General features: G+C 73.4%; 23 protein-coding genes. 7 read left to right on the forward strand and 16 right to left on the reverse strand.

Annotation, left to right across the window (positions count from 1 at the left end):
• Positions 1 to 73 precede the first annotated feature (73 nt).
• Both AC1DWH_RS01210 and AC1DWH_RS01215 read left to right on the forward strand, forming a co-directional pair.
• Positions 74 to 826 (forward strand): ABC transporter permease, encoded by a 753-nt coding sequence (locus AC1DWH_RS01210; protein WP_477092138.1) that lies wholly within the window; start codon positions 74 to 76, stop codon positions 824 to 826.
• A 100-nt stretch (positions 827 to 926) separates the two neighbouring features.
• Positions 927 to 1,604, forward strand: a complete 678-nt coding sequence (locus AC1DWH_RS01215; RefSeq protein WP_477092139.1) for a winged helix-turn-helix domain-containing protein — start codon at positions 927 to 929, stop codon at positions 1,602 to 1,604.
• Here the strand turns inward: AC1DWH_RS01215 and AC1DWH_RS01220 are convergent.
• Together AC1DWH_RS01220 and AC1DWH_RS01225 are read right to left on the reverse strand one after the other, a co-directional pair.
• On the reverse strand, positions 1,577 to 2,968 hold the full coding sequence (locus AC1DWH_RS01220) for a sensor histidine kinase (RefSeq protein ID WP_477092140.1): 1,392 nt from the start codon (positions 2,966 to 2,968) through the stop codon (positions 1,577 to 1,579). The genes AC1DWH_RS01215 and AC1DWH_RS01220 overlap by 28 nt on opposite strands.
• A 10-nt stretch (positions 2,969 to 2,978) precedes the next feature.
• Positions 2,979 to 3,758 carry a COG4705 family protein gene (locus tag AC1DWH_RS01225; protein ID WP_456846854.1) on the reverse strand — a complete coding sequence of 260 codons (780 nt, stop codon included), beginning with the start codon at positions 3,756 to 3,758 and terminating at the stop codon, positions 2,979 to 2,981.
• Positions 3,759 to 3,868: 110 nt separating this feature from the next.
• Here AC1DWH_RS01225 and AC1DWH_RS01230 point away from each other — a divergent pair, with 110 nt between their 5' ends.
• Positions 3,869 to 4,249: a hypothetical protein gene (locus AC1DWH_RS01230; protein ID WP_477092141.1), complete on the forward strand. Its 381-nt coding sequence runs from the start codon at positions 3,869 to 3,871 to the stop codon at positions 4,247 to 4,249.
• A gap of 53 nt (positions 4,250 to 4,302) precedes the next feature.
• Here AC1DWH_RS01230 and AC1DWH_RS01235 read toward each other — a convergent pair whose 3' ends face one another.
• The 4 genes from AC1DWH_RS01235 to AC1DWH_RS01250 all read right to left on the reverse strand — a co-directional run bounded on the left by AC1DWH_RS01235 (position 4,303) and on the right by AC1DWH_RS01250 (position 6,346).
• A complete protein-coding gene (locus tag AC1DWH_RS01235; RefSeq protein WP_456846852.1) occupies positions 4,303 to 4,623 on the reverse strand; it encodes an SHOCT domain-containing protein in 321 nt (106 codons plus the stop codon).
• 34 nt (positions 4,624 to 4,657) lie between these two features.
• Positions 4,658 to 5,107, reverse strand: coding sequence for a DUF6325 family protein (locus AC1DWH_RS01240; protein ID WP_477092142.1), 450 nt, complete (start codon positions 5,105 to 5,107; stop codon positions 4,658 to 4,660).
• Positions 5,108 to 5,322: 215 nt separating this feature from the next.
• Complete coding sequence (locus tag AC1DWH_RS01245; protein ID WP_477092143.1) at positions 5,323 to 5,781, reverse strand: Rieske (2Fe-2S) protein; 459 nt, start codon at positions 5,779 to 5,781, stop codon at positions 5,323 to 5,325.
• Between the two features lies 1 nt (position 5,782).
• Entirely contained in the window at positions 5,783 to 6,346 is a 564-nt protein-coding gene (locus AC1DWH_RS01250) for a DUF6529 family protein (protein ID WP_477092144.1), read from the reverse strand.
• Between the two features lie 59 nt (positions 6,347 to 6,405).
• Here AC1DWH_RS01250 and AC1DWH_RS01255 point away from each other — a divergent pair, with 59 nt between their 5' ends.
• Positions 6,406 to 7,809 (forward strand): glycoside hydrolase family 32 protein, encoded by a 1,404-nt coding sequence (locus AC1DWH_RS01255; RefSeq protein WP_477092145.1) that lies wholly within the window; start codon positions 6,406 to 6,408, stop codon positions 7,807 to 7,809.
• On the opposite strand, the gene AC1DWH_RS01260 is transcribed toward AC1DWH_RS01255, so the two are convergent.
• Entirely contained in the window at positions 7,757 to 8,632 is an 876-nt protein-coding gene (locus AC1DWH_RS01260) for a sigma-70 family RNA polymerase sigma factor (RefSeq protein WP_456846847.1), read from the reverse strand. The genes AC1DWH_RS01255 and AC1DWH_RS01260 overlap by 53 nt on opposite strands.
• A 170-nt stretch (positions 8,633 to 8,802) precedes the next feature.
• Between AC1DWH_RS01260 and AC1DWH_RS01265 the strand changes: the two genes are divergently transcribed.
• Positions 8,803 to 9,198 (forward strand): VOC family protein, encoded by a 396-nt coding sequence (locus tag AC1DWH_RS01265; protein WP_477092146.1) that lies wholly within the window; start codon positions 8,803 to 8,805, stop codon positions 9,196 to 9,198.
• A 52-nt stretch (positions 9,199 to 9,250) separates the two neighbouring features.
• On the opposite strand, the gene AC1DWH_RS01270 is transcribed toward AC1DWH_RS01265, so the two are convergent.
• A complete protein-coding gene (locus AC1DWH_RS01270) occupies positions 9,251 to 9,769 on the reverse strand; it encodes a COG4315 family predicted lipoprotein (RefSeq protein WP_477092147.1) in 519 nt (172 codons plus the stop codon).
• A 146-nt stretch (positions 9,770 to 9,915) separates the two neighbouring features.
• On the opposite strand from AC1DWH_RS01270, the gene AC1DWH_RS01275 reads away from it, so the two are divergent.
• Together AC1DWH_RS01275 and AC1DWH_RS01280 are read left to right on the forward strand one after the other, a co-directional pair.
• The gene (locus AC1DWH_RS01275; protein ID WP_456847486.1) at positions 9,916 to 10,422 is read left to right on the forward strand and encodes a sigma-70 family RNA polymerase sigma factor; all 507 of its coding nucleotides are present in this window, start codon (positions 9,916 to 9,918) and stop codon (positions 10,420 to 10,422) included.
• Positions 10,419 to 11,147, forward strand: coding sequence for an anti-sigma factor family protein (locus AC1DWH_RS01280; protein WP_477092148.1), 729 nt, complete (start codon positions 10,419 to 10,421; stop codon positions 11,145 to 11,147). The genes AC1DWH_RS01275 and AC1DWH_RS01280 overlap by 4 nt, the downstream gene beginning before the upstream one ends.
• A 6-nt stretch (positions 11,148 to 11,153) precedes the next feature.
• Here AC1DWH_RS01280 and AC1DWH_RS01285 read toward each other — a convergent pair whose 3' ends face one another.
• The 8 genes from AC1DWH_RS01285 to AC1DWH_RS01320 form a co-directional block, all read right to left on the reverse strand.
• Positions 11,154 to 12,704 (reverse strand): esterase/lipase family protein, encoded by a 1,551-nt coding sequence (locus AC1DWH_RS01285; protein ID WP_477092149.1) that lies wholly within the window; start codon positions 12,702 to 12,704, stop codon positions 11,154 to 11,156.
• Between the two features lie 105 nt (positions 12,705 to 12,809).
• Positions 12,810 to 14,705 carry a SpoIIE family protein phosphatase gene (locus AC1DWH_RS01290; RefSeq protein WP_477092150.1) on the reverse strand — a complete coding sequence of 632 codons (1,896 nt, stop codon included), beginning with the start codon at positions 14,703 to 14,705 and terminating at the stop codon, positions 12,810 to 12,812.
• 14 nt (positions 14,706 to 14,719) lie between these two features.
• Positions 14,720 to 15,721 carry an ANTAR domain-containing protein gene (locus AC1DWH_RS01295; RefSeq protein WP_456846431.1) on the reverse strand — a complete coding sequence of 334 codons (1,002 nt, stop codon included), beginning with the start codon at positions 15,719 to 15,721 and terminating at the stop codon, positions 14,720 to 14,722.
• Positions 15,722 to 15,862: 141 nt separating this feature from the next.
• Positions 15,863 to 16,201: a UBP-type zinc finger domain-containing protein gene (locus tag AC1DWH_RS01300; protein ID WP_477092151.1), complete on the reverse strand. Its 339-nt coding sequence runs from the start codon at positions 16,199 to 16,201 to the stop codon at positions 15,863 to 15,865.
• Complete coding sequence (locus AC1DWH_RS01305; protein ID WP_477092719.1) at positions 16,198 to 17,676, reverse strand: ATP-binding protein; 1,479 nt, start codon at positions 17,674 to 17,676, stop codon at positions 16,198 to 16,200. The genes AC1DWH_RS01300 and AC1DWH_RS01305 overlap by 4 nt, the downstream gene beginning before the upstream one ends.
• Before the next feature lie 5 nt (positions 17,677 to 17,681).
• Positions 17,682 to 19,361: an NAD(P)/FAD-dependent oxidoreductase gene (locus tag AC1DWH_RS01310; protein WP_477092152.1), complete on the reverse strand. Its 1,680-nt coding sequence runs from the start codon at positions 19,359 to 19,361 to the stop codon at positions 17,682 to 17,684.
• A gap of 71 nt (positions 19,362 to 19,432) precedes the next feature.
• Positions 19,433 to 19,909, reverse strand: coding sequence for a YbaK/EbsC family protein (locus AC1DWH_RS01315; protein WP_477092153.1), 477 nt, complete (start codon positions 19,907 to 19,909; stop codon positions 19,433 to 19,435).
• Positions 19,906 to 20,886: a pirin family protein gene (locus AC1DWH_RS01320; protein WP_477092154.1), complete on the reverse strand. Its 981-nt coding sequence runs from the start codon at positions 20,884 to 20,886 to the stop codon at positions 19,906 to 19,908. The genes AC1DWH_RS01315 and AC1DWH_RS01320 overlap by 4 nt, the downstream gene beginning before the upstream one ends.
• Positions 20,887 to 20,911 lie beyond the last annotated feature (25 nt).

Consider the following 20,911-nt stretch of genomic DNA (forward strand, 5'->3'; position numbering starts at 1 on the left):
CATGCCTCAGCGCGTCCAGGGACCCGACGACCGGGAGGCCGTACCGTCCTGTCATGCCGATCCGCCGCCGCCCGTGACCGTCGCGCCGCTCGGCCAGGTCGCGGTCGCGCTCGTCGCGCTGCTGGCCATCACGCTGCTCGTCCTGACGCTCGCCCGCGTGCCCGTCCGCCGGGACGCCCTGGTCGCGGCACTGCGCGCGGGGATCCAGCTCACGCTCGTCGCGCTGGTCATCGCCTGGGTGTTCCTGCACCCGGCCGGGGCGGCCCTGTACCTGGCGGTGATGCTCGCAGCGGCCGCGTGGACGTCGACCCGCCGGATCGGTCTGGGGCGCGGCGTGCTGCCCGTCGCGGTCCTGGGCATCACGGCGGGCGCGCTCGCCGCGACCGTCCCGGTGCTGGCCAGCGGGGCGCTCCCGCTGCGCGCGGAGACCGTCGTCCCGTTCGCGGCGCAGATCATCGGCGGGTCGATGACCGCGGTCTCGCTGACCGGGGGCCGGCTGCGCGACGACGTCGGCACGGAGTGGGAGCAGGTCGAGGGCTGGCTCACGCTCGGTGCGACCCCGCGCCAGGCGGTGGTGTCGCAGACCCGTCGAGCCGTGGCGCGCTCCCTCGTGCCGGCGCTCGACCAGACCCGCAGCGCCGGCCTGGTCGTGCTGCCCGGTGCCTTCGTCGGGCTCCTGCTGGGCGGCGCGAGCCCGGCCGCGGCCGCGCAGGTCCAGCTGCTCGTGCTCGTGGGCCTGCTCGCCGCCGAGTCGGTCGCCGCCGTGGTGACGGCCCAGCTCCTGGCCCGTCGCCTGGGCACCGTGCGCCCCGCGGCCGCCGGGTGACGGGCAGAGCACGCGGTCGTGGCGGATGTCGCGGTTCTCGGCCCCATACCCGTAGCGTCGGTCAGCGATGCTGAGGAACGACTGAGCCGGGGGAGACCGCGTGAAGGTGCTGGTGGTCGAGGACGAGGCGCAGCTGGCCGACGCCGTCCGCCGCGGGCTCGAGGGCGAGGGCATCGCCGTCGACGTCATGCACGACGGGGTCGACGGCCTGTGGGCTGCCACCGAGACTGCGTACGACGCCATCGTGCTCGACCTCATGCTGCCCGGGCTCAGCGGTCGTGACGTGCTGGTCGGCCTGCGCGAGCGCGGCGTCTGGACGCCGGTGCTGGTGCTCACCGCGCGCGACGGCGACGACGTGCAGGTCAGCCTGTTCGACCGGGGCGCCGACGACTTCCTGCCCAAGCCGTTCTCGTTCGACGTACTGCTCGCCCGCCTGCGCGCGCTGGTCCGGCGGGGCGCACCGGAGCGGCCGGTGGTGCTCGCCGCCGGCGACCTGCGCCTCGAGCCGGCCCGGCGCCGGGTGGCGCGCGGCGGGGTCGAGATCACGCTCACGCCCCGCGAGTACGGGGTGCTCGAGCTGCTGCTCCGGCGCGGCGGCGACGTCGTCACCAAGCGCGAGATCCTGGAGAACGTCTGGGACTCGGCGTTCGACGGGGACCCGAACGTGGTCGAGGTCTACATCAGCTACCTGCGTCGCAAGGTCGACACCCCGTTCGGGTGCCGGTCCATCGTGACCGTGCGCGGGATGGGCTACCGGATGTCCGTCGACGGCACCTGAGGCTCCTCGGCGAGCGGCAGCCGGACGACGAAGGACGCGCCGCCGAGCGAGGAGTCGTCGACCACCACGGTCCCGCCGTGCGCCGTCACGAGCCCGCGGACGATCGCGAGGCCGAGGCCCGAGCCGCCCGCCGCGCGGTCGCGACCCTCGTCGAGCCGGGCGAACCGGTCGAACACCAGCTCGCGGGACCCGAGCGGCACCCCGGGTCCGTCGTCGTCGACCCGCACCTCGGCAGTCCCGGCGGTCGCCCCGACCGACAGCCGGACGCGGCCGGCCGCGTGCCGGAGCGCGTTGTCGGCGAGGTTCTGCACGACCCGCTCCAGGTCCCGGGGGTCGCCGTGCACGCGGGCCGGTGCCGTCACCACCTCGACCGCCACCGAGACCGGCGGGCGCAGGCCGAAGCCGACCCCCTCGACGACGTCGTCGAGGTCGACGTCCTGGTCACGGCTGGGGCCGCCGCCCTCGGCGGTCCGGGTGAGCACGAGCAGGTCGTCGACGAGCTGCTGCATCCGCTCGCCGGCCGCGCGGACGAGGTGGGCGGTCCGGGGCCAGTCCGCGGACTCGGGGTGCCGCTCCGCGACGTCCAGCTCGGCGCGCACGGCCGCGAGCGGGCTGCGCAGCTCGTGACTGGCGTCCGCGACGAACCGGACCTGGGCCTGGTGCGCGGCGTGCAGGCGGTCGAGCATCCCGTTGAGCGTCACCGCGAGCCGGGCGACCTCGTCACCGGTCGACGGGACCTCGATGCGGGTGCTCACGTCGGTGTCGCTGATCTGCGCGGTCCGGCGACGGATCTCCTCGACCGGGCGCAGCGCCCGACCCGTGAGCACGTAGGTCAGCGCCCCCACCACGAGGACGAGGGCCGGCACCGCGAGGAGCAGCGCCTGCGCGACGTCGACGATCGTCTCGGCGCCCTCCGCGTACGACTGCTGCACCAGGACGGCGTCGGCTCCCTCGACCCCGTCGACGCCCAGGAGCACCGTGACGAACGGGCCGTCGCCGGGACCGTCGGAGTCCGCGGGCACCTGGACCGCCGTGCCGGGGACCGCCGGCGCCGACGCGAGGGGAGGCGCGCCCCCGACCGCCGGGCTCGCCGCCACGACGGTCGTGCCGTCGAGGATCTGGACGTGCGCGACGTCGCCCGGACCGGGCGCGAGGTTGATGCCGGACGTGACCTGCCCGTCGGTGGTGAGCTCGGCCGCCACGTCGTGCGCGCGGGTGGTGGCCGCGGCGACGGCGTTGCGCTCGACCGAGTCGTGCAGGACGACCAGCAGCCCGAGCGCGGCCAGGACGAGCGCGACCGCGACGGCCCCGGACGCAGCGAGCGCGGAGCGGGCCCGGACCGAGAGGTGCCGGGGCCGGTGCATGGGATCCACGCTAGCGGCCGGCCCTCCGGGTCCAGCTCATGCGTGCGACCAGCGCGGCGATCGCCAGCGCCAGGACGAGCGCCACCGGTCCCGACCCCAGGCCGAGGCCACCGCGCTCGGGGGAGACGCCGAACCAGTCCGCGAACGACGCGCCCACCGGCCGGGTCAGCACGTAGGCGAACCAGAACGCCACGATCGCGTTGAGCCCGAACCACCGGTACCCGATCGCCGGGATCAGCAGCAGCGCAGAGAAGACCAGACCGGCCGCGAGGTAGCCGAGGTGCAGGGTCACGGCCAGCATGTCGCCCGCCGCGGTGCCCAGGGCGAAGGTCGCCATCACGGTCGCCCAGTAGAAGAGCTCGCGGCGCCGGGTCCGGATGCTGTGGATCGAGAGGGTGTGCTCGCTGGCGTACCAGAGGACGAAGACCGCGGCCAGCGCGATCGCGAACCCGACGGTCGAGACGAGGTACGGCACGCCGAGCCCGACGTGGACCACGTCCGCGGCCATCGTGCCGAAGACGCCGACCATCGCGACGGCGAGCCAGTACCGCCACGGCACGTACTCGGCGGCGCGGAGCTGGATCACCAGCGCGACCGCGAGAGCCACCGCCCCCAGCAGCACGGCGATCTCCGGGGGCATCGCGCGCACCAGGTAGTCGGAGCTCGACTCGCCCATCGCGGTCGTCAGCGCCTTGGTGACCCAGAAGATCGCGGTCACCTCGGGCACCTTGCTGGCTGCCTGCCCGAGGACGCTGCGTGGTCGGGTGGCGGTGGGCTCGCTCGTCGTCACGCGCCCATGGTCCGGGGACGCACCTTGGGATCGCCTGAGAACCTGCGCCCGAACGGTCCGATGTGTCGCTAACGTTCGTCCCACGTGACGGCTACGCGAGAGAAGGCGACATGAACACGTTCGGGCAGTGGCTCTGGTTGATGATCTGGTGGTTCCTGTTCTTCGTCTACCTGGTGATCCTCTTCCAGATCATCGGTGACCTGTTCCGGGACCGTGAGCTCGGCGGCTGGGCGAAGGCGCTGTGGATCATCGGTCTGGTGTTCCTGCCGTACCTCATCGCGCTGATCTACCTGATCGCCCGCGGTCAGGGCATGGCGGACCGGGGCCGCGACGCGGCGGTCAAGGCGAAGCAGGACACGGACGCGTACATCAAGCAGGTCGCGGTCGGAAAATCCCCGGCCGAGCACATCGCCGACGCGAAGGCGCTGCTCGACTCCGGCGCCATCGACGCCGCCGAGTACGCCGCGCTGAAGGCCAAGGCCCTCGCGTGACGAACGCCTGACCCTCCGGGCTGTCCCGGAGGGTCAGGCGTCGTCGTCCGTCGTCAGCTCGAGAGGATCCGGCTCTTCTGGACCTCGAACTCGGCGTCACTCAGCACTCCGGCGTCCCGCAAGGCACCGAGCTGCGTGAGCTGCGCGAGCTTGGCGTCCATGTCCTCGGCCGGCGGCGGGGGAGCAGCGACGTAGACCGGCTGCGGCGGCGGTGCGTACTGCGGGGGCGGGGGCGGCGCGTACTGCGGCTCCGGGGCGGCCGGCTCCTGTGCGGCCCACCGACCCGCCTGACGGCGCGAGACCCGGTTGGACACGGCGGTGGCGGTACCGGCGACGACGGCCGTACGGCCCACCGCGCGGATCAGTCCTGGCATCTGTTGCTCCTTCTCGACAGGCGACGGTGCCGGGTCATCCGACCGGCTCGGTGGCGTCCAGCGCGGCGATGATCGCCTGCACCGGGATGCGTCCGCTGGCGACGAGCTGCCCACCAGTGCGGCGCAGGGCGACCGCGAACGGTGCCGCCCAGACGTTCTCGTACACGAGCACCCCGGCGGCGTCGCCGGGCTCGAGGGCGTTCGCCGCCTCGGCGAGGTCGTCGTCGCCGAGCAGACCCGAGGACACCCCCTCGAAGATCGTGAGGTCGATCCCGCCGTCCGCCAGCTGCTTCAGGTCGAGCGCGACGACCGATCCGTCCTCGCTCTTCTGGATGAAGACCAGGTCGAGGATGCGGATGATCCCGCGGTCCACCAGGTCGACCAGCTTGGGGAACGCCTCGCCGGTGAGCTTGGCGTTCGGGAACGCCACCACCAGGTAGTCGATGGGGCCGGTCTCCTCGAGCTCGGCCAGGTCCTCCGTCATGGGCTGTTCCTCTCCTCGGGCACCGCGCGGATGCATCGCCGCTGTTGACGTGCCCATTCCTCCGGAACGTATCAGGCGAATTCGGATACCGGACAGGGGAGTCCACCGAGTGCGCGTACGGCCTGATCAGCCCCGCAGCGCAGCGAGGAGAGCGCCGGCGGTGGCCGCGGCTCCTGCGACCCACAGCAGCGTCGGCAGCCTGTGCCAGAACGGCTTCACGCGCGGACCACCTCGCCCTGGTCGGTGACCTCGACGGCCACGGCCGCCAGCGGCGTCGTGGCCGGTCCCTGCACCACGGCACCCGTCGTGGCGTCGAACGCGCTGCCGTGGCACGGGCAGTGGATCTCGCCGCCGCTGACGCTCCCGACGAGGCAGCCCTGGTGGGTGCAGACCGCGGTGAAGCAGTGCACCGCCGACCCGTCGCGGGTCAGCACGACCTTCTCGTCCTTGAGCACCAGGCCGCCGCCGTCCGGGACGTCGACGACGGCGGCCAACGGTCCCGCGCCCGTCCCGGAGCCGGCGCCGGCGGCGGGGTAGCCGGCGCCGGTGGGCTGGGTGCTCCCGGGGGCGGGCCCGAACGCGACGAACGCCGCGTAGCCCGCGGCACCGGCGACGAGCGCGACCCCCGCGCCCTCGATGACCGAGCGGCGGCTGACGTCGGGAGCGGCGGCCACGTCAGTAGCTCGCGTACCCGGACTGGCCGAAGAACCAGAACGCGGAGCTGAACCAGAGCACGACGAGCACGCCCGCGAGCAGGCCGCCGAGCAGGGGGACCACGACCGGCGGCAGCCCCCGCAGTCGCAGGGCCAGCATCTTCGCGGCGAACACCCCGTAGAACACGCACCCGGCCACGCAGTGCACCAGGACGCGGGTCGAGGTGTCCGCGAACCCGAGCGACCACACGCAGTGGAAGACGACGGGCATCGTGAGCAGGAAGGCGACCGTCCCTGTCCAGCGGTGCAGGCCGGTCACCCACGGCGGGGCGGTCGTCACGCCGGGGAGCCGACCCCACATCGCGAGGGCCGAGAGCACCTGCACGACGACGAGCGCGGTCGCGGCGGTGGTGAGCCACGCCTTCATCTGCAGCATGCCGCTGAAGCCCAGCGTCGTGAGCGCGGCACCGTTGCCGGGGTGGACCTTCGAGTAGGCCGCGAGCGCCGCCGCCACCGCGAGCCCCACGGCTCCGAGTGCGGCCAGACCCCACTGTGGCCGGTCGGCCGCGTGCGCGTCGGTGCTCACCCGTCGATCGTGCTCCCCTCGACGGGCGGCGGATAGTCCCGGCAGGGCATCCTCGGACGGTGGACGACCTGAGGCCCCTCGTGCACTTCACCCCGGAGCGGGGCTGGATGAACGACCCGAACGGGCTGGTGCAGGTGGACGGGCTGTTCCACCTGTACTTCCAGCACGACCCCGAGTCCCTGGTTCCCGGGGCCGTCTCCTGGGGGCACGCGACGTCGCCGGACCTGGTCCGGTGGACCCGGCAGCCCCTGGCGATCGCGTGCGACGAGCGCGAGCAGGTGTTCTCGGGCAGCGTCGTCGTCGACCGGCCCGGGTCGCTGGTGGCGATCTACACCAGCGAGTTCCGGGACGCTGGCCGGCCCGGCGGCCGGGAGGCCCAGTCGCTGGCGCACAGCGCCGACGGGGGGCTGACGTGGACCAAGGACGCGCGGAACCCGGTGCTCGAGCGCCCGGGCTCGCGGGACTTCCGCGACCCGAAGGTGTTCCGGTACGGGGACTCGTGGGTGATGGTCACCGTCGAGGCGGCGGACCGCCAGGTGCTGATCCATCGCTCCGACGACCTGGTCGCGTGGGAGCACGTGAGCACGTTCGGCCCGGCGAATGCGGTCGACGGCCTGTGGGAGTGCCCCGACCTGTTCGAGCTCCCCGTGGACGGGGACCCCGCGACCACCCGGTGGGTCCTCCTGGTCAGCGTGTCGTCCGGAGCACGCGGCGGAGGGTCGGGGACGCAGTTCTTCGTCGGCGAGTTCGACGGCATCACGTTCCGCGCGGACGGACCTCCGACCGCCTGGCTCGACCACGGGCGCGACTGCTACGCCGCCGTCACGTTCCACGGGGTCGCCGACGGCCGACGCCTGCTCGTGGCCTGGATGAGCAGCTGGGAGTACGCCCGCGACACGCCCACGGGATCCTGGCGGGGAGCCATGACGTTCCCCCGCGAGCTGAGCCTGGCGACCGTCGGAGGCGCGGTGCGGCTGGTCCAGCGGCTGGTCGACCTCCCGGGCGCCACGCGGGCCCCGAGGTCGCGCGGGCCTGTCGTCGCTCTCGGACCGGGGGCCCACCTGCTCGACGTCGACGCCCGCCCCGGGGCCGGCCCGTTCCGGCTGGAGCTGCGGTCCGCGACGGGCGAGGTCGTGGCGCTCGGCTGGGCCGACGGGGTGCTGTCGCTCGACCGGCGGGCCTCGGGGTCGTTGCCGGCGCCGACGTTCGCGTCCGTGGAGACCGCCGACGTCGAGCTCGTCGACGGGGTCCTGGCCCTGACCGTGCTGGTGGACCGGTGCTCGGTCGAGGTGGTCGCGGCGCAGGGGACCGTGGTGGTCACCGACCTGGTGTTCCCGGCGACGCCGCTCGACCGGGTGGTCCTGTCGGGCGACGCCGGGGTCACAGTCACGAGCTTGTCGCCCGACGCGGTCACCAGCCCAGCGGGACCGGGTCCAGCTCCCGCAGGACCTCCGGGTCCATGACGAGCCGGATCTCGGAGACCACGTCGCCGACGACGGTGAACACGAAGGCCGACCGCGGGATGCCGCCCGGCGCCCACATCGCGCCGACGGCGCCGCCGAGCAGCGCGAGCTCCGCCGTGTGGGCCCGCCCGCAGAAGTAGCGCGCCACGGCGTCCGCCCCGAAGGCGTCGGCGGCGTCGAAGCGGGCGATCACGGCGTCCACCCTCAGCTCGACGTCCGGGTCCAGCATGGCCAGCAGTGCCTCGAAGTCGCCGCCTCGCGACGCGGCCAGGAACGCATCGACCACGTCCCGCTGCTTGGTCAGGTCCGTCTCGGGGGTCACGGGCGCGCCCTGCACCCGCCGGCGGGCGCGACTGGCCAGCTGGCGTGTCGCCTCGGGGGAGCGGCCGACGATCGGGGCGATCTCGTCGAAGGGCAGCGCGAACATGTCGTGCAGCACGAAGGCGAGCCGTTCCGCGGGCGTGAGGGTCTCGAGGACGACGAGCATCGCCAGACCCACCGACTCGGCCAGCACGGCCTCGTGCTCGGGGTCGACCACGGCGGTCTCGGCCCCGGCGCGCGGGTGCGGGACGTCGACGTCGAGGACGTCCTCACGGCGGGAGGTGCGGCTGCGCAGCCGGTCGAGGCAGAGGCGCGCGACGACGGTCGTGAGCCACCCCGCGAGGTTGTCGACGCCGTCGGCGTCGGCCCGGTCGAGCCGCAGCCACGCGTCCTGCACGGCGTCCTCGGCCTCGCTGGTCGACCCGAGCATCCGGTACGCGACCGCGCGCAGGCGGCCACGGTTCTCCTCGAACCGCTGGGCCAGGTAGTCGTCGTCGCTCATCGGCCAGATCCTCTCGGCGGGGGTCGTCATCATCGTGACGGATCCCGGCGGCGGGACGTGACGGGTGAGGTGGTGCACGGATGTGCAGATGCCCTGGACGTCCGTCCGGCCCCGTTCTAGCGTCGGGGTGCCGGCCCGCCGATGGACGGCTGGCCCGCGAAGGAGGCCTCATGCTCTCCGACCACGCCGCCATCCCCGTCGTCGCCGTCACGGACTTCGAGCGGGCACGCGCGTTCTACGAGGGGAAGCTCGGGTTCACGAGCGTCGAGGACGTCCCCGAGGGGGGCGTCATCTACGGCACGTCGAACGGCGGTCTGCTGGTGTACCCGTCGTCGTTCGCCGGCACCAACAAGGCGACCGGTGTCTCGTTCCAGGTGGCGGAGGCGGCCTTCGACGCCGAGCTCGACGCGTTGCGCGCCGCCGGTGTGACGTTCCAGACGTTCGACGTCCCCGCCGAGTTCGGCACGTGGGCAGACGGCGTCCTGACGGGGGGCACGATGCGCTCCGTCTGGTTCGCCGACCCCGACGGGAACGTCCTCAACGTCGAGACGCACGCCGGCGGGTGACGGCCGTTGACGGGCCGGCGGCCGTGCGCGGCCGCCGGCTCGTCCGGCTGCGTCAGTCGGAGTCGATCTCGGTGCCGTCGGGTGCGATGACGTACCAGACGCTGTTGAGTCCCTGGCCCTTGACGTCGCCGGGCGCGGAGTCCTGGGCGAAGGTGTAGATCGGCCGGCCGTCGATCGTGACCTGCATCTTCCCGTCGGTCCCGGTGATGGTCCCGACCTCGCCGGTCACGCCGGTCACGGTCGGGGTGGCGTTGTCCGTGGTGATGGCGGGCCACGCGGCCGCGCAGTCGCCCGAGCACGCGCTGGTGCCGGAGCCCTTGGTGTCCTTGAGGAAGTAGTACGCCGTCATGCCCTTGCCGTCGACGACGATGGTGCCCAGCGACGAGTCGCCGGTCGACAGGTCGGTGCCCGCCGCGGCGGCAGGCGACTCGGCGGCGGTCGACGACTCGCTCGAGGGCGTGGAGTCGCCGTAGCCCCCGGACGACGTGTCGTTGCCCGATCCGCCCCCGCAGGCTGTCAAGGTGGCCGCAGCCACCAGCGTGGTGATCGAGAACAGGATGGTCCGTCTCACGATGATCTCCTCGGGTCGGTAGCGGTCCCTGTGCCCGCTACTGGGACCACGGGGTGGGGACGGCCGAGGTTCAACGCGCGGTGAACCCCGACGGCACGTGTGCCGTTGAAGGGGTAGGACGCAGAGCGAGCGAGGAGGGAGGCGGCGTGGCAGAGGAACCCGACGCGCTCCTGCGCGCGCTCCACCAGGCCTACGCCCGGCCTCTGCAGCACTACGTCGTCCGCCTCACGGGGGACCACGCGCTCGCCCAGGACGTGGTCCAGGAGGCCATGGTCCGCGCGTGGAAGCACCCCGAGGTGCTGGCCCGCGAGGAGGGCGCGACCCGCGCCTGGCTCTACACCGTGGTGCGCAACCTCGTGATCGACGACCGCCGGAGCGCGCGGCACGTGCGGGAGCGGACCACCGACCAGGCGCCCGACACCCCCCAGCCCGACGAGTCGCAGGCGGTGCTCGACAGCTGGTTGGTGGCCGACGCGCTCGAGCAGCTGACCGCCGAGCACCGCGCGGTCGTCGTCGGCGCCTACTACGGCGGCCGGTCCGTGGCCGAGCTCGCCCGTGAGCACCAGATCCCCGAGGGCACCGTGAAGTCACGCATGCACTACGCGTTGCGCGCGCTGCGCCTCGCGCTGCAGGAGAGAGGAGTCTCGTCATGACCGGGCGGGATGCCGACGAGCGACAGGGCGACGACGAGTTCCGGGACTGGGACGCCGCGTACGTCCTCGGCGCGCTCGACTCGGAGGACCGGCGCGCGTACGAGGACCACCTGCGCACGTGCGCGTCCTGCCGCGCCGCTGTCGCCGAGCTGGCCGGGATGCCGGGGCTGCTCCGGATGGTGACGCCCGAGGACGCTGCTGCGCTGGGTGACGGGACCGACCCGGAGGCCGAGGCGGAGGTCGTCGAGCTGGCCTCGGTCGCGCGCGCCGCGCACCGCGTCCGCCGTCGCCGCCTGGTCGGCCTGGTCGCCGCCGCGGCCGCCCTGCTGGTGATCGGCGGTGTCGCAGGCGCCCTCGTCGGCACCGGCACCGGGACGCCGGAGGCTGCACCGTCGTCGACCGCCCAGGTCACGGCCCTCCAGCTGGAGCCGGTCGGCGCCGTGGACGTCAGCGCGGACCTCACGCTGCAGAAGAAGGGCTGGGGCACCCGGATCGACTGGGAGTGCCGCTACCCGACGGCGGCGTGGCCGGAAGGCACCGGGCCGACGTACGAGCTCGTCCTGGTCGACGACGCCGGCCGCAGCACGGTCGTCGCGACCTGGCTGGCCCGGAACGTCGGCGCGCGCGGGCTCGGCGCGTCGTCGAGCATCGTCACGGAGTCGATCCGCCGGGTGGAGATCCGCGTGGAGGGTTCCGACTCGCCGCTGGCCGCCGCGCAGACCTGACGGGTCTCAGGCGGGCGGACGACCGTTCACCGCGATCGTGATCGCCGCCTCCTCGCCCAGCAGCTTGCGGGCCGCCACCGGCAGCTGGACCTTGGCAAGCCAGCTGCCCGTCGTCGTGTCGAGGTCCTTGAGCTCGTCGTCGCTGGCCTGGTCGGGCACCCAGTCGCGGATCGCGGTCGGGAGCGCCGAGCTCCACACGGCCCACGACCGCGGCGGGGTGCCGTCCGGGTGGAACTCGATGTCGACCACCAGCACGTCCGACCAGTCCGCCGTCTGCTCGAGGTGGTCGAGGAACGACAGGAGGTGGTCCTTCTTGCGCAACGAGATCAGGCGCAGCTGCAGCACGTGCCGCATGGTCGGCACGTCGGGCCGGGCTGCGGTCGTCGACAGGTACGTCCGCACGAGGGGGGTCGGCTTGCTCGTGGTGTCCGGGGCCTTCGGCCACTCGAGCTGGATCGGGCACAGGTGCGCGGTGCTCTGCTCGTGCAGCACCACGGGCAGCCCACGGATCGAGAGCGAGGTCTCCAGCTGCCAGACCGTGTTGTCCTTCGGCGTGCCCGGGACCACGACGTCCGTGAGCTCGGCCTCCACCTCGACGTTGCCGAAGAGGAACCGCTGCAGGTTCTGGTAGCCCTCCTCGGAGTTGACGATGCCGAACCGGCCGGAGTGGCTCCGGTGCACCAGCGCGCGCGGAGCGCCCTTCACGTACGCGTTGTCGATCTGGACCAGCCCGTCGCTGCGCGCCCCGACCGCCTTGGCGGACAGTCCGAGCGCCGTCGTGTAGTCCGTGGAGTTGGTGCCGACGAGGCAGAAGAACCGCTCCGTCGGGAACCCGTCCGCGGGCATGACCCTGGCGTCCCACCCCTCGGGGACGTGCTTCTGGGTCGACGCCTCCGGCGTCAGGTACTGGTACATCCGGCCGGGGCCGAAGATGTCCGCCCCGGCGAGCCCGGTCAGGTCGCGCAGCTTCTCCAGGGCACCGAAGCCGAGCGCGAACTCGATCCCGCCGTGCGGGGTGGCGTACGTGAAGACGCGGTCGACGAACTCCGTGGCGGCGGAGGGCGACCCGTCCGTCTTCTCGGGCGCGACCTTCTGGATCATCGACCGCACGATGAGTCCGCCCATGGAGTGGGCGATGAGGAACACCCGCGGCGCGCCGGTCTTCTTGCGGACGAGAGTGACCAGGTCGAAGAGGCTCTCCGCCGCCCGCTCGATGCTGAACGCGTTCGGGTCCTTGGTGAGGTCGGGCGCGAACTCGTCGTAGAACCGGTGCACCCAGATCGTGGCGGGGTCGACCTTGTCGTCCTCGTGCTGCTCCAGGTAGGCACGCTGGTTGCCCTGCACGAGCAGCTGGTAGCGGTAGTCGATCATCAGTCGCAGCAGGGGGCTCTCGAACTGGTGGAACGCCGGCCGGTCGGTGTCGTCCACCCGCACCTGGACCGACCCCTCGTTGAACCCGTAGAACGGGTCGTCGACCGCGTTGTTGATGCCGGATGGTCCGCCCGCGAAGCCGCGCACGTAGATCACCGGAAGCCTGCCGTCGGTCTGGTCACCCATCAGAGCTCCTCCGTCTGCACCGTCGTTGGTGTCGAAGGCGCTCGTCCTCACGACCCTGCCGACGGGCCGGGGAGACGATCGTCGATACGCGATCCTTCCAGCGGATCAGGGCCGTGACGAGAGGAAGGGCGTCCCGGCGACCTCGAGGGTCTGCGCCGCCGGTGTCCCCGGGGGTGCCACCACCTGCAGCTGGTCGGTGGTGCGCAGCAGGGACTCGAGCACCCGCACGCCGGCGCTGCCGAGGTGGACGACGTCGCGCAGGTCGACGGTCACAGGGATCAGGCCGTTCCGGGACAGTCGCAGGATCTCCGCCTCGACCTGAGCGGCGGCGGCCCGGTGGTCGACGGACCCGCCGACGTGGACGACGTGGGCGCCGGCCGCGTCGGAGCGCAGGGACAGCGGGGCGGCGGAGCGGGTCACGGAGTCCGAGACGGCATCGGCCTGGTCGACGGGTGCCGGCCGGCGGGCCGGGCACTCCAGCGTGACGGCGGTGCCGTCTTCCCCGGACTCGACGCTGACCTGCAGCCCGGCCGACGCCATCATGCTGAACCCGCGGCCGCGCTCGCCGGGGTCACGGTCGGGCTCACGCCAGCGGCCGTGGTCGCGCACGACCAGCTCGACCATGGCGTCGTCCCGGATGGTGGCCCGGATCTCCACGGTGCCCGGGTTCACGCCCCGGTAGGCGTGCTCGACGGCGTTCGCCATCACCTCGCTCACGCCGAGCACCAGCGCAGAACGGTCCCGCGAGCCCAGGCCGACGTCGAGCCCCCAGGTGTCCATCGCCCCGCGTACCCGCGCCAGCTGCCCGGGGTCGGCGGTCACGTCGAGCCGGAGGGGGGCCGGTGCCGGTCGGCGGTGCGCGGCGAGCACGGTCACGTCGTCGGTGAAGCCGTCGTCGATGAGCACCGACGGCACGTGCTGGCAGATCCGTCCGGCCACCGAGGCGCCGCCCGACGTGTCGCGGTACGCGTCCAGCGTGGTCCGCTCGAGGGCCGCGAGGCCGTCGCGCAGCGGGCGGTGGGTGTTCTCGACGAGCCCGTCGGTGAAGAGCACGATCGCGGACCCGTCGGGGAGGTTCGCGGTGGCCACGCGTCCCTCCGTGCGGGAGCCGAGCGGCCCGTCGCCGGTGGTCGGCAGGACGTGGGCGCCGTCCGGACCGACGACGAGGGGAGCGGGATGCCCCCGGGTGGCGTACTCGAGGTCTCCGGTGTGGGGGTCGAGCAGCGCGACGCACAGGGTCGCCGCGAAGGCACCCGAGACCCGCCCGGCGAAGGCCTCGACGGCCTCCAGCGCGCGCAGGATCCCGGCGCCCTCGAGCAGCCGCGCGGCGAGCACCGCGCGCAGCTGGCTCATGATCGCCGACGCCTCGACGCCGTGCCCCACGACGTCGCCGACGGTGAGGGAGAGGCGGCCGTCCGGCAGGGTCGCCGAGTCGAACCAGTCGCCGCCCGCCGCCTGCTCGAGACCCGCCACCAGGTAGGACGCCGCGACGTCGACCCGCGGCAGGAGGGGGACCGTCGACGGCAGCAGCGCGCCCTGCAGCCGCAGGACGACCTCGCGGGCGCGGGCCAGCCGCTGGTCGGCCGTCGCGGCGCCGGCCCGCTCGAGCTGCGCCGCGCGCAGGCGCGTCGTGATGTCGACCCCCGCGGCGACCGCGCCCCGCACCGAGCCGGACTCGTCGCGCGTCGGCGTCACCGTGAGGTCGAGCCAGATGCCGGACGCCGGGTTGGACCAGTCGGCCACCACGGGCACCTGGTCGTCGTGGAACGGCTCGCCGCTGCGCACCGCCTCGGTCAGCGCCGACACGACGGCCTGGAAGCCCGGGTCCCGCAGGTCCCGCAGGCGGACGTCGAGCAGGCTGCCGCGCTGGAACGCGTCGCGGGCACCACGGTTGGCCGCCACGATGCGCAGGTCGGGGGCGCTGACGACGAGCTGGACCCCGGGGGAGGAGTCGAAGGCGCGCAGGACGGCGTCCTGGTCGACGTAGCCGTCGGACGCCATCGGGACCCCTCAGCTCATTGCGCGACCTGGTCGAGCCGGTCGCGGTCGGTCGACCTGTCGGTGGGTGCGCTGATCACGTCCAGGCCGTGCGCTCCTGCCAGCCCGAGGCTGGTCCCGGGGGAGAGCACGATACGCATCCTCACACCTGCGGCGGCACTTCGCCGGTGGGCGGCGGTCAGGGCCGAGACCCCGACCGAGCCGAGGTGGGACACGTCGCGCAGGTCGACCACCATCTCGCCCGTCTCGCGGGCCTTGATCATCAGCTGGGTCACCGCCGCGGTGAGCTCGTGCGCGGTCGCCAGGTCGACGGGCCCCTCGACGCGGACCACCGGCACGTCGCCGGACGTGTCGAACGCGATGTCGAGCCCCGGGCTCGTCCGCGCAGTCTCCTGCGAGGCGTCCGAGAGGCTGGCGAAGAAGAAGTCGTCCAGCCGCTGCCGCGTGTCCGAGCCGAGACCGCCGCCCACCTCGACCGCGGCGACGAGGCGCTCGGCGAGCGTCAGGAGGCGCACGTTGCGCTGCTGGGAACCCCAGCGCAACAGCTCGAACGCGGCATCGCCGTCGATGCCGTACCCGAGCATGAACGCGCCCTTGGCCTGGTCGATCACGGCGTGCGAGCGCAGCGCCTGGGTGAGCTCCTCGTTCACGCGGTGGGCGACGGCGTCGCGCTGGGACGCCGTCACGTCGACCAGGAAGCCGGTCACCGTGCGCAGGCCCGAGTCGTCGGGCTCGCCGGCGCCGGTGAGCGTCACGGAGTGCTCGGCGCCGCCCAGGTCGAGCAGGCGGTACTGGCAGCCGAACGGCTCCCCGTCGACGCCGCACTGCCCCAGGGCGTCGAGCACCCGGCCGCGGTCCTCCGGGTGGATGTGCCGCGAGATGAGCGCCAGCGTCGGCACTACCTCGCCCGGTGCCATGCCGTGGATCCGGAACGTGCCGTCGGACCACCACCATCGCCCCGTCGGCGCCGTGTAGCGGAAGCGACCGACCTGGGCAGGCGTGGTGTGGGGGGTGGGCACGACGACCTCCGAGATGTCCCCGTCGGGGCGTGAGCTCCTCGTGGGCTCCTGGCTGAACCCGGTGCGCCCGTCGGACGCGGAGGCCCGCCGTGGTGCGACCGCAGCGTATGCCAGGAACGCACGCGCAGCGCGTCGGGCGGCTCAGTGCAGGTGCCGGCGCCAGTCCTCGGGCACGCGTCCCGCCGGGCCCGGCACGGTCTGCTCGAGCGGGCGGTGCTCGGGCGCCGCCAGCGGGGGGCCGTCCGTGTACGCGTCCGCCTGGTAGTCCCAGAACCAGTCCTCGTCGGGCTCGAAGGTCCGGACCACCGGGTGCCCGGTCGCGCGGGCGTGGGCGGTCGCGTGCTGGCTGGGGGAGGTGTCGCAGCAGCCCACGTGCCCGCAGGCCGCGCAGCGCCGCAGGTGGAACCACCAGCCGTCCACCTGGTCACACTCGAGGCAGCCGGTGCCGCTGGGCGGCACGGTCGGGTCGATCGCGATCACGGAGTCGGTCCTTCCGTCGAGTGGTACGGCAGTCGGACGCGGAAGCGCGTGTCGCCCGGAACAGAGGTCACGGACAGGTCGCCGTGGTGCTTGGAGACGACGATCCGCCACGAGATGTCGAGCCCGAGCCCGGTGCCCGAGCCCACGGGCTTGGTGGTGAAGAACGGCTCGAAGATCCGTCCGACCACGGCGTCGGGGATGCCCGGACCGGTGTCCGCGATCTCGACCTCGAGCCAGTCGTCGATCTGCCGGGTGGTCAGCGTCAGGGTGCCGTGACCGTCCATCGCCTGCGCGGCGTTGTCGATCAGGTTCGTCCACACCTGGTTCAGCTCCGCGGCGAAGACGTGGATGGGGGGCAGGGTGCGGTCGTACTCCCGCACGACCGTGATCCCCTCGCCCAGCTGGCGTTCCAGCATGGTGAGCGTGCTGTCGAGGAGCTCGTGCACGTCGACGGTCTGGTCGGGGGCGCGGCCGATCTGCGAGTACTGCTTGGCGGCCCCGACCAGGCTCGAGATCCGCCCGGTCGCGTCCTCCACCTCGTTCATGAGGGACTCGGTCTCGAGCGTGTACGCGAGCCACCGGACCGCGCCCTCGAGAACCTCGGGTCCCACGCACGACGCGACCGAGTCGAGCCACTCCACGCCCAGCCCCGCGGCCACGAAGCTGGGGGCGAGCTCCCAGCCGCCGGCGATGTCGTGCTCGTCCATCCACTCGCCCAGCGAGTCCTCCAGGTCCGAGACCTGCATCGCCGTCGGCACGACGTCCGAGGCGCGCTCCCGCGCCAGCGCGTCGACCGCCTTCTCCTGCAGGTGGATGATCTGCGCCAGCTGCTCGCGGTCGTACGGGCCGGAGGCGATGAGCGCGAGCTTGTGCCGCATCCCCGCGACCCGTTCGCGCAGGGTCGCGGTGGCCCGGGTGGCCGCCGCCGCGGGGTTGTTGAGCTCGTGCGTGAGCCCGGCCGACAGGGAGCCCAGGGCGAGCAGGCGCTCCCGCTGCCCGATCGCCTGCTGCGAGCTCTGCTGCCCGAAGAACAGCCCCTCGAGCAGGTGGACCGCCATCGGGAACCAGTCGTTCATGAATGCCGCGAAGTCGTCGGCGGACAGGACGTAGTAGCGGGACGGCTCCAGCACGCGCAGGGTCTGCGAGTACGTCTGCGGCACGCGGTCCCCGAGGTAGGCGGCCCACGCGCCCGCGTAGACCCCGACCTGGGCGGTCCGTGCGATCTCGACGTCGTCCACGCCGACCCGTCGGTACAGCGCCAGGGAGCCCTCGAGCATGACGTAGAAGTCGGTCGCCGGGTCGCCCTCGCGGTACAGCACCCCGGGGTCGATGAACTCGACGTGCCCGTGCCCGCACAGCCAGAGCAGCTGCTCGTCGGTGAGGTGCTCGAACAGGAACATCGTCCGCAGCTCGTCGATGTCGCACGCCAGGTGGGTCCGGGTGATCGACGCGAGCGGTACGGCGGTCGGTTGCATGGTGGTCACAGCTGCTCCAGGTAGCGGTGGACGAGCATCACGGCCATGGCGCCCTCGCCGACGGCGGAGGCCACCCGCTTGGCGGACTCGGCGCGCACGTCGCCGGCCGCGAAGACCCCGGGGACGCTCGTCTCCAGGTGGTACGGCGGCCGGTCGAGGGGCCAGGTGTCCGGAACCTTGCCCTCGACCAACAGGTCGTGACCGGCGCAGACGAATCCGTGCTGGTCGCGTGTCACGGTGCCGTCGAGCCACGTGGTCAGCGGGGCGGCCCCGATGAACACGAACAACCATCCGGTGGCCACGGATTCCTTCTCGCCCGTGACGGTGTCCCGCAGCACGATCTGCTCCAGGTGGTCGTCGCCCGACGCCTCCACCACCTCCGAGTGCACGCGCACCCGGATCCTCGGGTTCTGCTGGACCTGCTCGATCAGGTACCGCGACATCGACTGGTCCAGCGACGCCGCGCGCACGACGAGGGTCACCGACCGCGCGTGCCGGGACAGGTACATCGCCGCCTGGCCGGCCGAGTTGGCCCCGCCGACCACGTAGATGTCCTGGTCGGAGCACGCGGTCGCCTCGGTCAGCGCGGACCCGTAGTAGACCCCGCGCCCGGTGAGCGCGCCGATGCCCGGGCCGTCGAGCTCGCGGTAGGCGACCCCGCTGGCGACGATCACGGTGTGCGCGTCGACCGAGCTGCCGTCGTCGAACCTGACCGACCGGCCCGAACCGTGCACCTCGAGCCCGACGGCGTCGCGGGTCATCACGATCTCGGCGCCGAACTTGAGCGCCTGCCGCCGGGCGCGCTCGGTCAGCTGGGCGCCGGAGACGCCGTCGGGGAAGCCGAGGTAGTTCTCGATGCGGGAGCTCTGCCCGGCCTGCCCGCCCGTGGCGCTCCGCTCGACCAGTGCCGTCCGCAGGCCCTCGGACGCGCCGTACAGCGCGGCGCTGAGCCCGGCCGGCCCGCCGCCGATGACGACGAGGTCGTAGAACCGCTCGGACGGGTTGACCGAGAGCCCCACCTGCGCCGCCAGGTCGCCGTCGGTCGGCGCCACCAGGACGGTGCCGTCGGTGGTGACGACGACCGGGAGCGCCGAGTCGTCGGCCTTCGCGACGTCGAGCAGCACGCGACCCTCGGGGCTGTCGCTGGCGTACCAGCGGTAGGGCACCTGGTTGCGGGCGAGGAACTCGCGGACCTCCGACGACCGCGCGGACCAGCGGTGCCCGACCACCTTGGTCTCGGCGACGGTCCTGGGCGGGTTCGTGGTCCACGCCTCGAGCTGCGCGTCGATCACCGGGTAGAACTTCTCCTCCGGCGGGTCCCACGGCTTGAGCAGGTAGTGGTCCAGGTCCACCACGTTGACGGCGTCGATCGCGACGTCCGTGTCGGCGTAGGCCGTCAGCAGGATCCGCCGCGCCTGCGGGTAGATGTCCATGGCCTGCTCGAGGAACTCGATGCCGGTCATCACCGGCATCCGGTGGTCGGCCAGCAGGAGGGCGACCTGGTCGCCGCGCAGCCTGAGCTCGCGCAGCGCGTCCAGTGCCTCCGGGCCGGAGTCCGCACGGACCACGCGGTAGGCGTCCCCGTACCGTCGTCGCAGGTCACGGGCCACGGACCGGGACACCGCCGGGTCGTCGTCGACCGTCAGCAGCGCCGGCTTGCGCTGCGGGTCACCGTTCACCTGCACCACGTGGTCCCCTCTCGTCGTGCCCAGTCTGTGCCGATCGCTGCCCGCCGCGCATCCGCCCGGTACGGCCCTCAGTCGCCGACCACGAGCGCGGTGCCGCCGGTGATCCGGACCAGCTCGTCGAAGGTCGTCGGAAAGACGGTGTGCGGCGTCCCGCCCGCGGCCCAGACCTGCGGGTAGTCCGCCAGCGCGACGTCGACGACGGTCTCCACCGGCTGCGGGTGACCCAGGGGAGCGACCCCGCCGATGGCCTGCCCGGTGGCCTCGCGCACCTGGTCCGGGGTGGCGCGGCCGATGTGCGACCTGCCCAGGAGGCCGGCGAGCGCCACGGTGTCGACGCGGTGCCGACCGCTGGTCAGGACCAGCAGGGGGTGGTCGTCGGCCCAGAAGACGAGGCTGTTCGCGATCGCCCCCACGTCGGCGCCGACCGCCGAGGCGGCCTCGGCCGCGGTGCGTGCAGAGTCGGGCAGCTCGACGACCCGGCCCGGCACGCCGGCGTCGTCGAGGGCCGCGGCGACCAGCCGGGAGCGGACGGGCAGGTCGGTCACGAGGTCTCGCCCAGGGTGCGCGGGAGGCGGCGGCGCGGCTGGAGGCGGATGTTCGGCAGCTCAGGGGCCGGGATCCGGGCACCGTCGTGACCGGCGACCAGCCCGAAGCGCTCGGCGCGCTCCGGCGACTCCCAGTCCGCGCGGGCCCGCGCGATGTCGGCGTGGTCGCGGCCGACGAAGTTCCACCACATGACCAGATCGTGCGCGAAGGGCGCCCCGCCCAGCAGCAGCAGCCGCGCGCCGTCGTGCGACCGGACGCGCACGAAGTCCCGCCCGTCGCCCAGGTAGAGCAGGCCGCTCGTGGTGTGCGGCGTGCCCGCGACCTCCGCCGAGCCGCCGAGCAGCAGCACCGCGTGCTCGAAGCCCCGCACCAGCGGCACCTCGATGTCGGCGCCGGCGTCCAGGGTGATCTCCGCGCCGAGCAGCGGCGTGTGCACGCGGGCCGGGGACCACGACCCGTCGAGGTCGCCGATGAAGACCGTCACGCGGGCGCGCGGCGCCTCCCAGACCGGCAGGTCGCCCACCTGCACGAACCCAGGCGCACCCTCGGCGACCCCGTCGGGCAGCGCGACCCAGAGCTGGACGGCGTGCAGCAGGGGCTCGGTGCCCAGCGAGAACTCGGAGTGCGCGACCCCGTGCCCGGCCGTCATGAGGTTGAGCTGACCGGGCCGGACCACGGCCTCGGACCCGACGCTGTCGCGGTGCAGGATCTCGCCGGCGACGGGCCAGGTCACGGTCTGCAGGCCCGTGTGCGGGTGGGGGAGCACCCGCATGTCGACGTGCTGCGGGCCGAACTCGTCGAGGAAGCACCAGGCGCCGACCATGGGCAGCGCGCGCTGCGGCAGCGTCCGCCGCACCCGCATGGCGCGCACCCCGCCGAGCGGGACGTCCCGCGCCTCGTGCAGCTCGACCACCGGTCCGCGCGAAGGAACGAGGTCGCACACCTCCGGCACCGGCCGCACCTCGAGGTTCGTCATGAGGCCACTCTAAAAGTCGGACCTC

It is taken from the genome of Cellulomonas sp. P2_F12 (assembly GCF_056403775.1).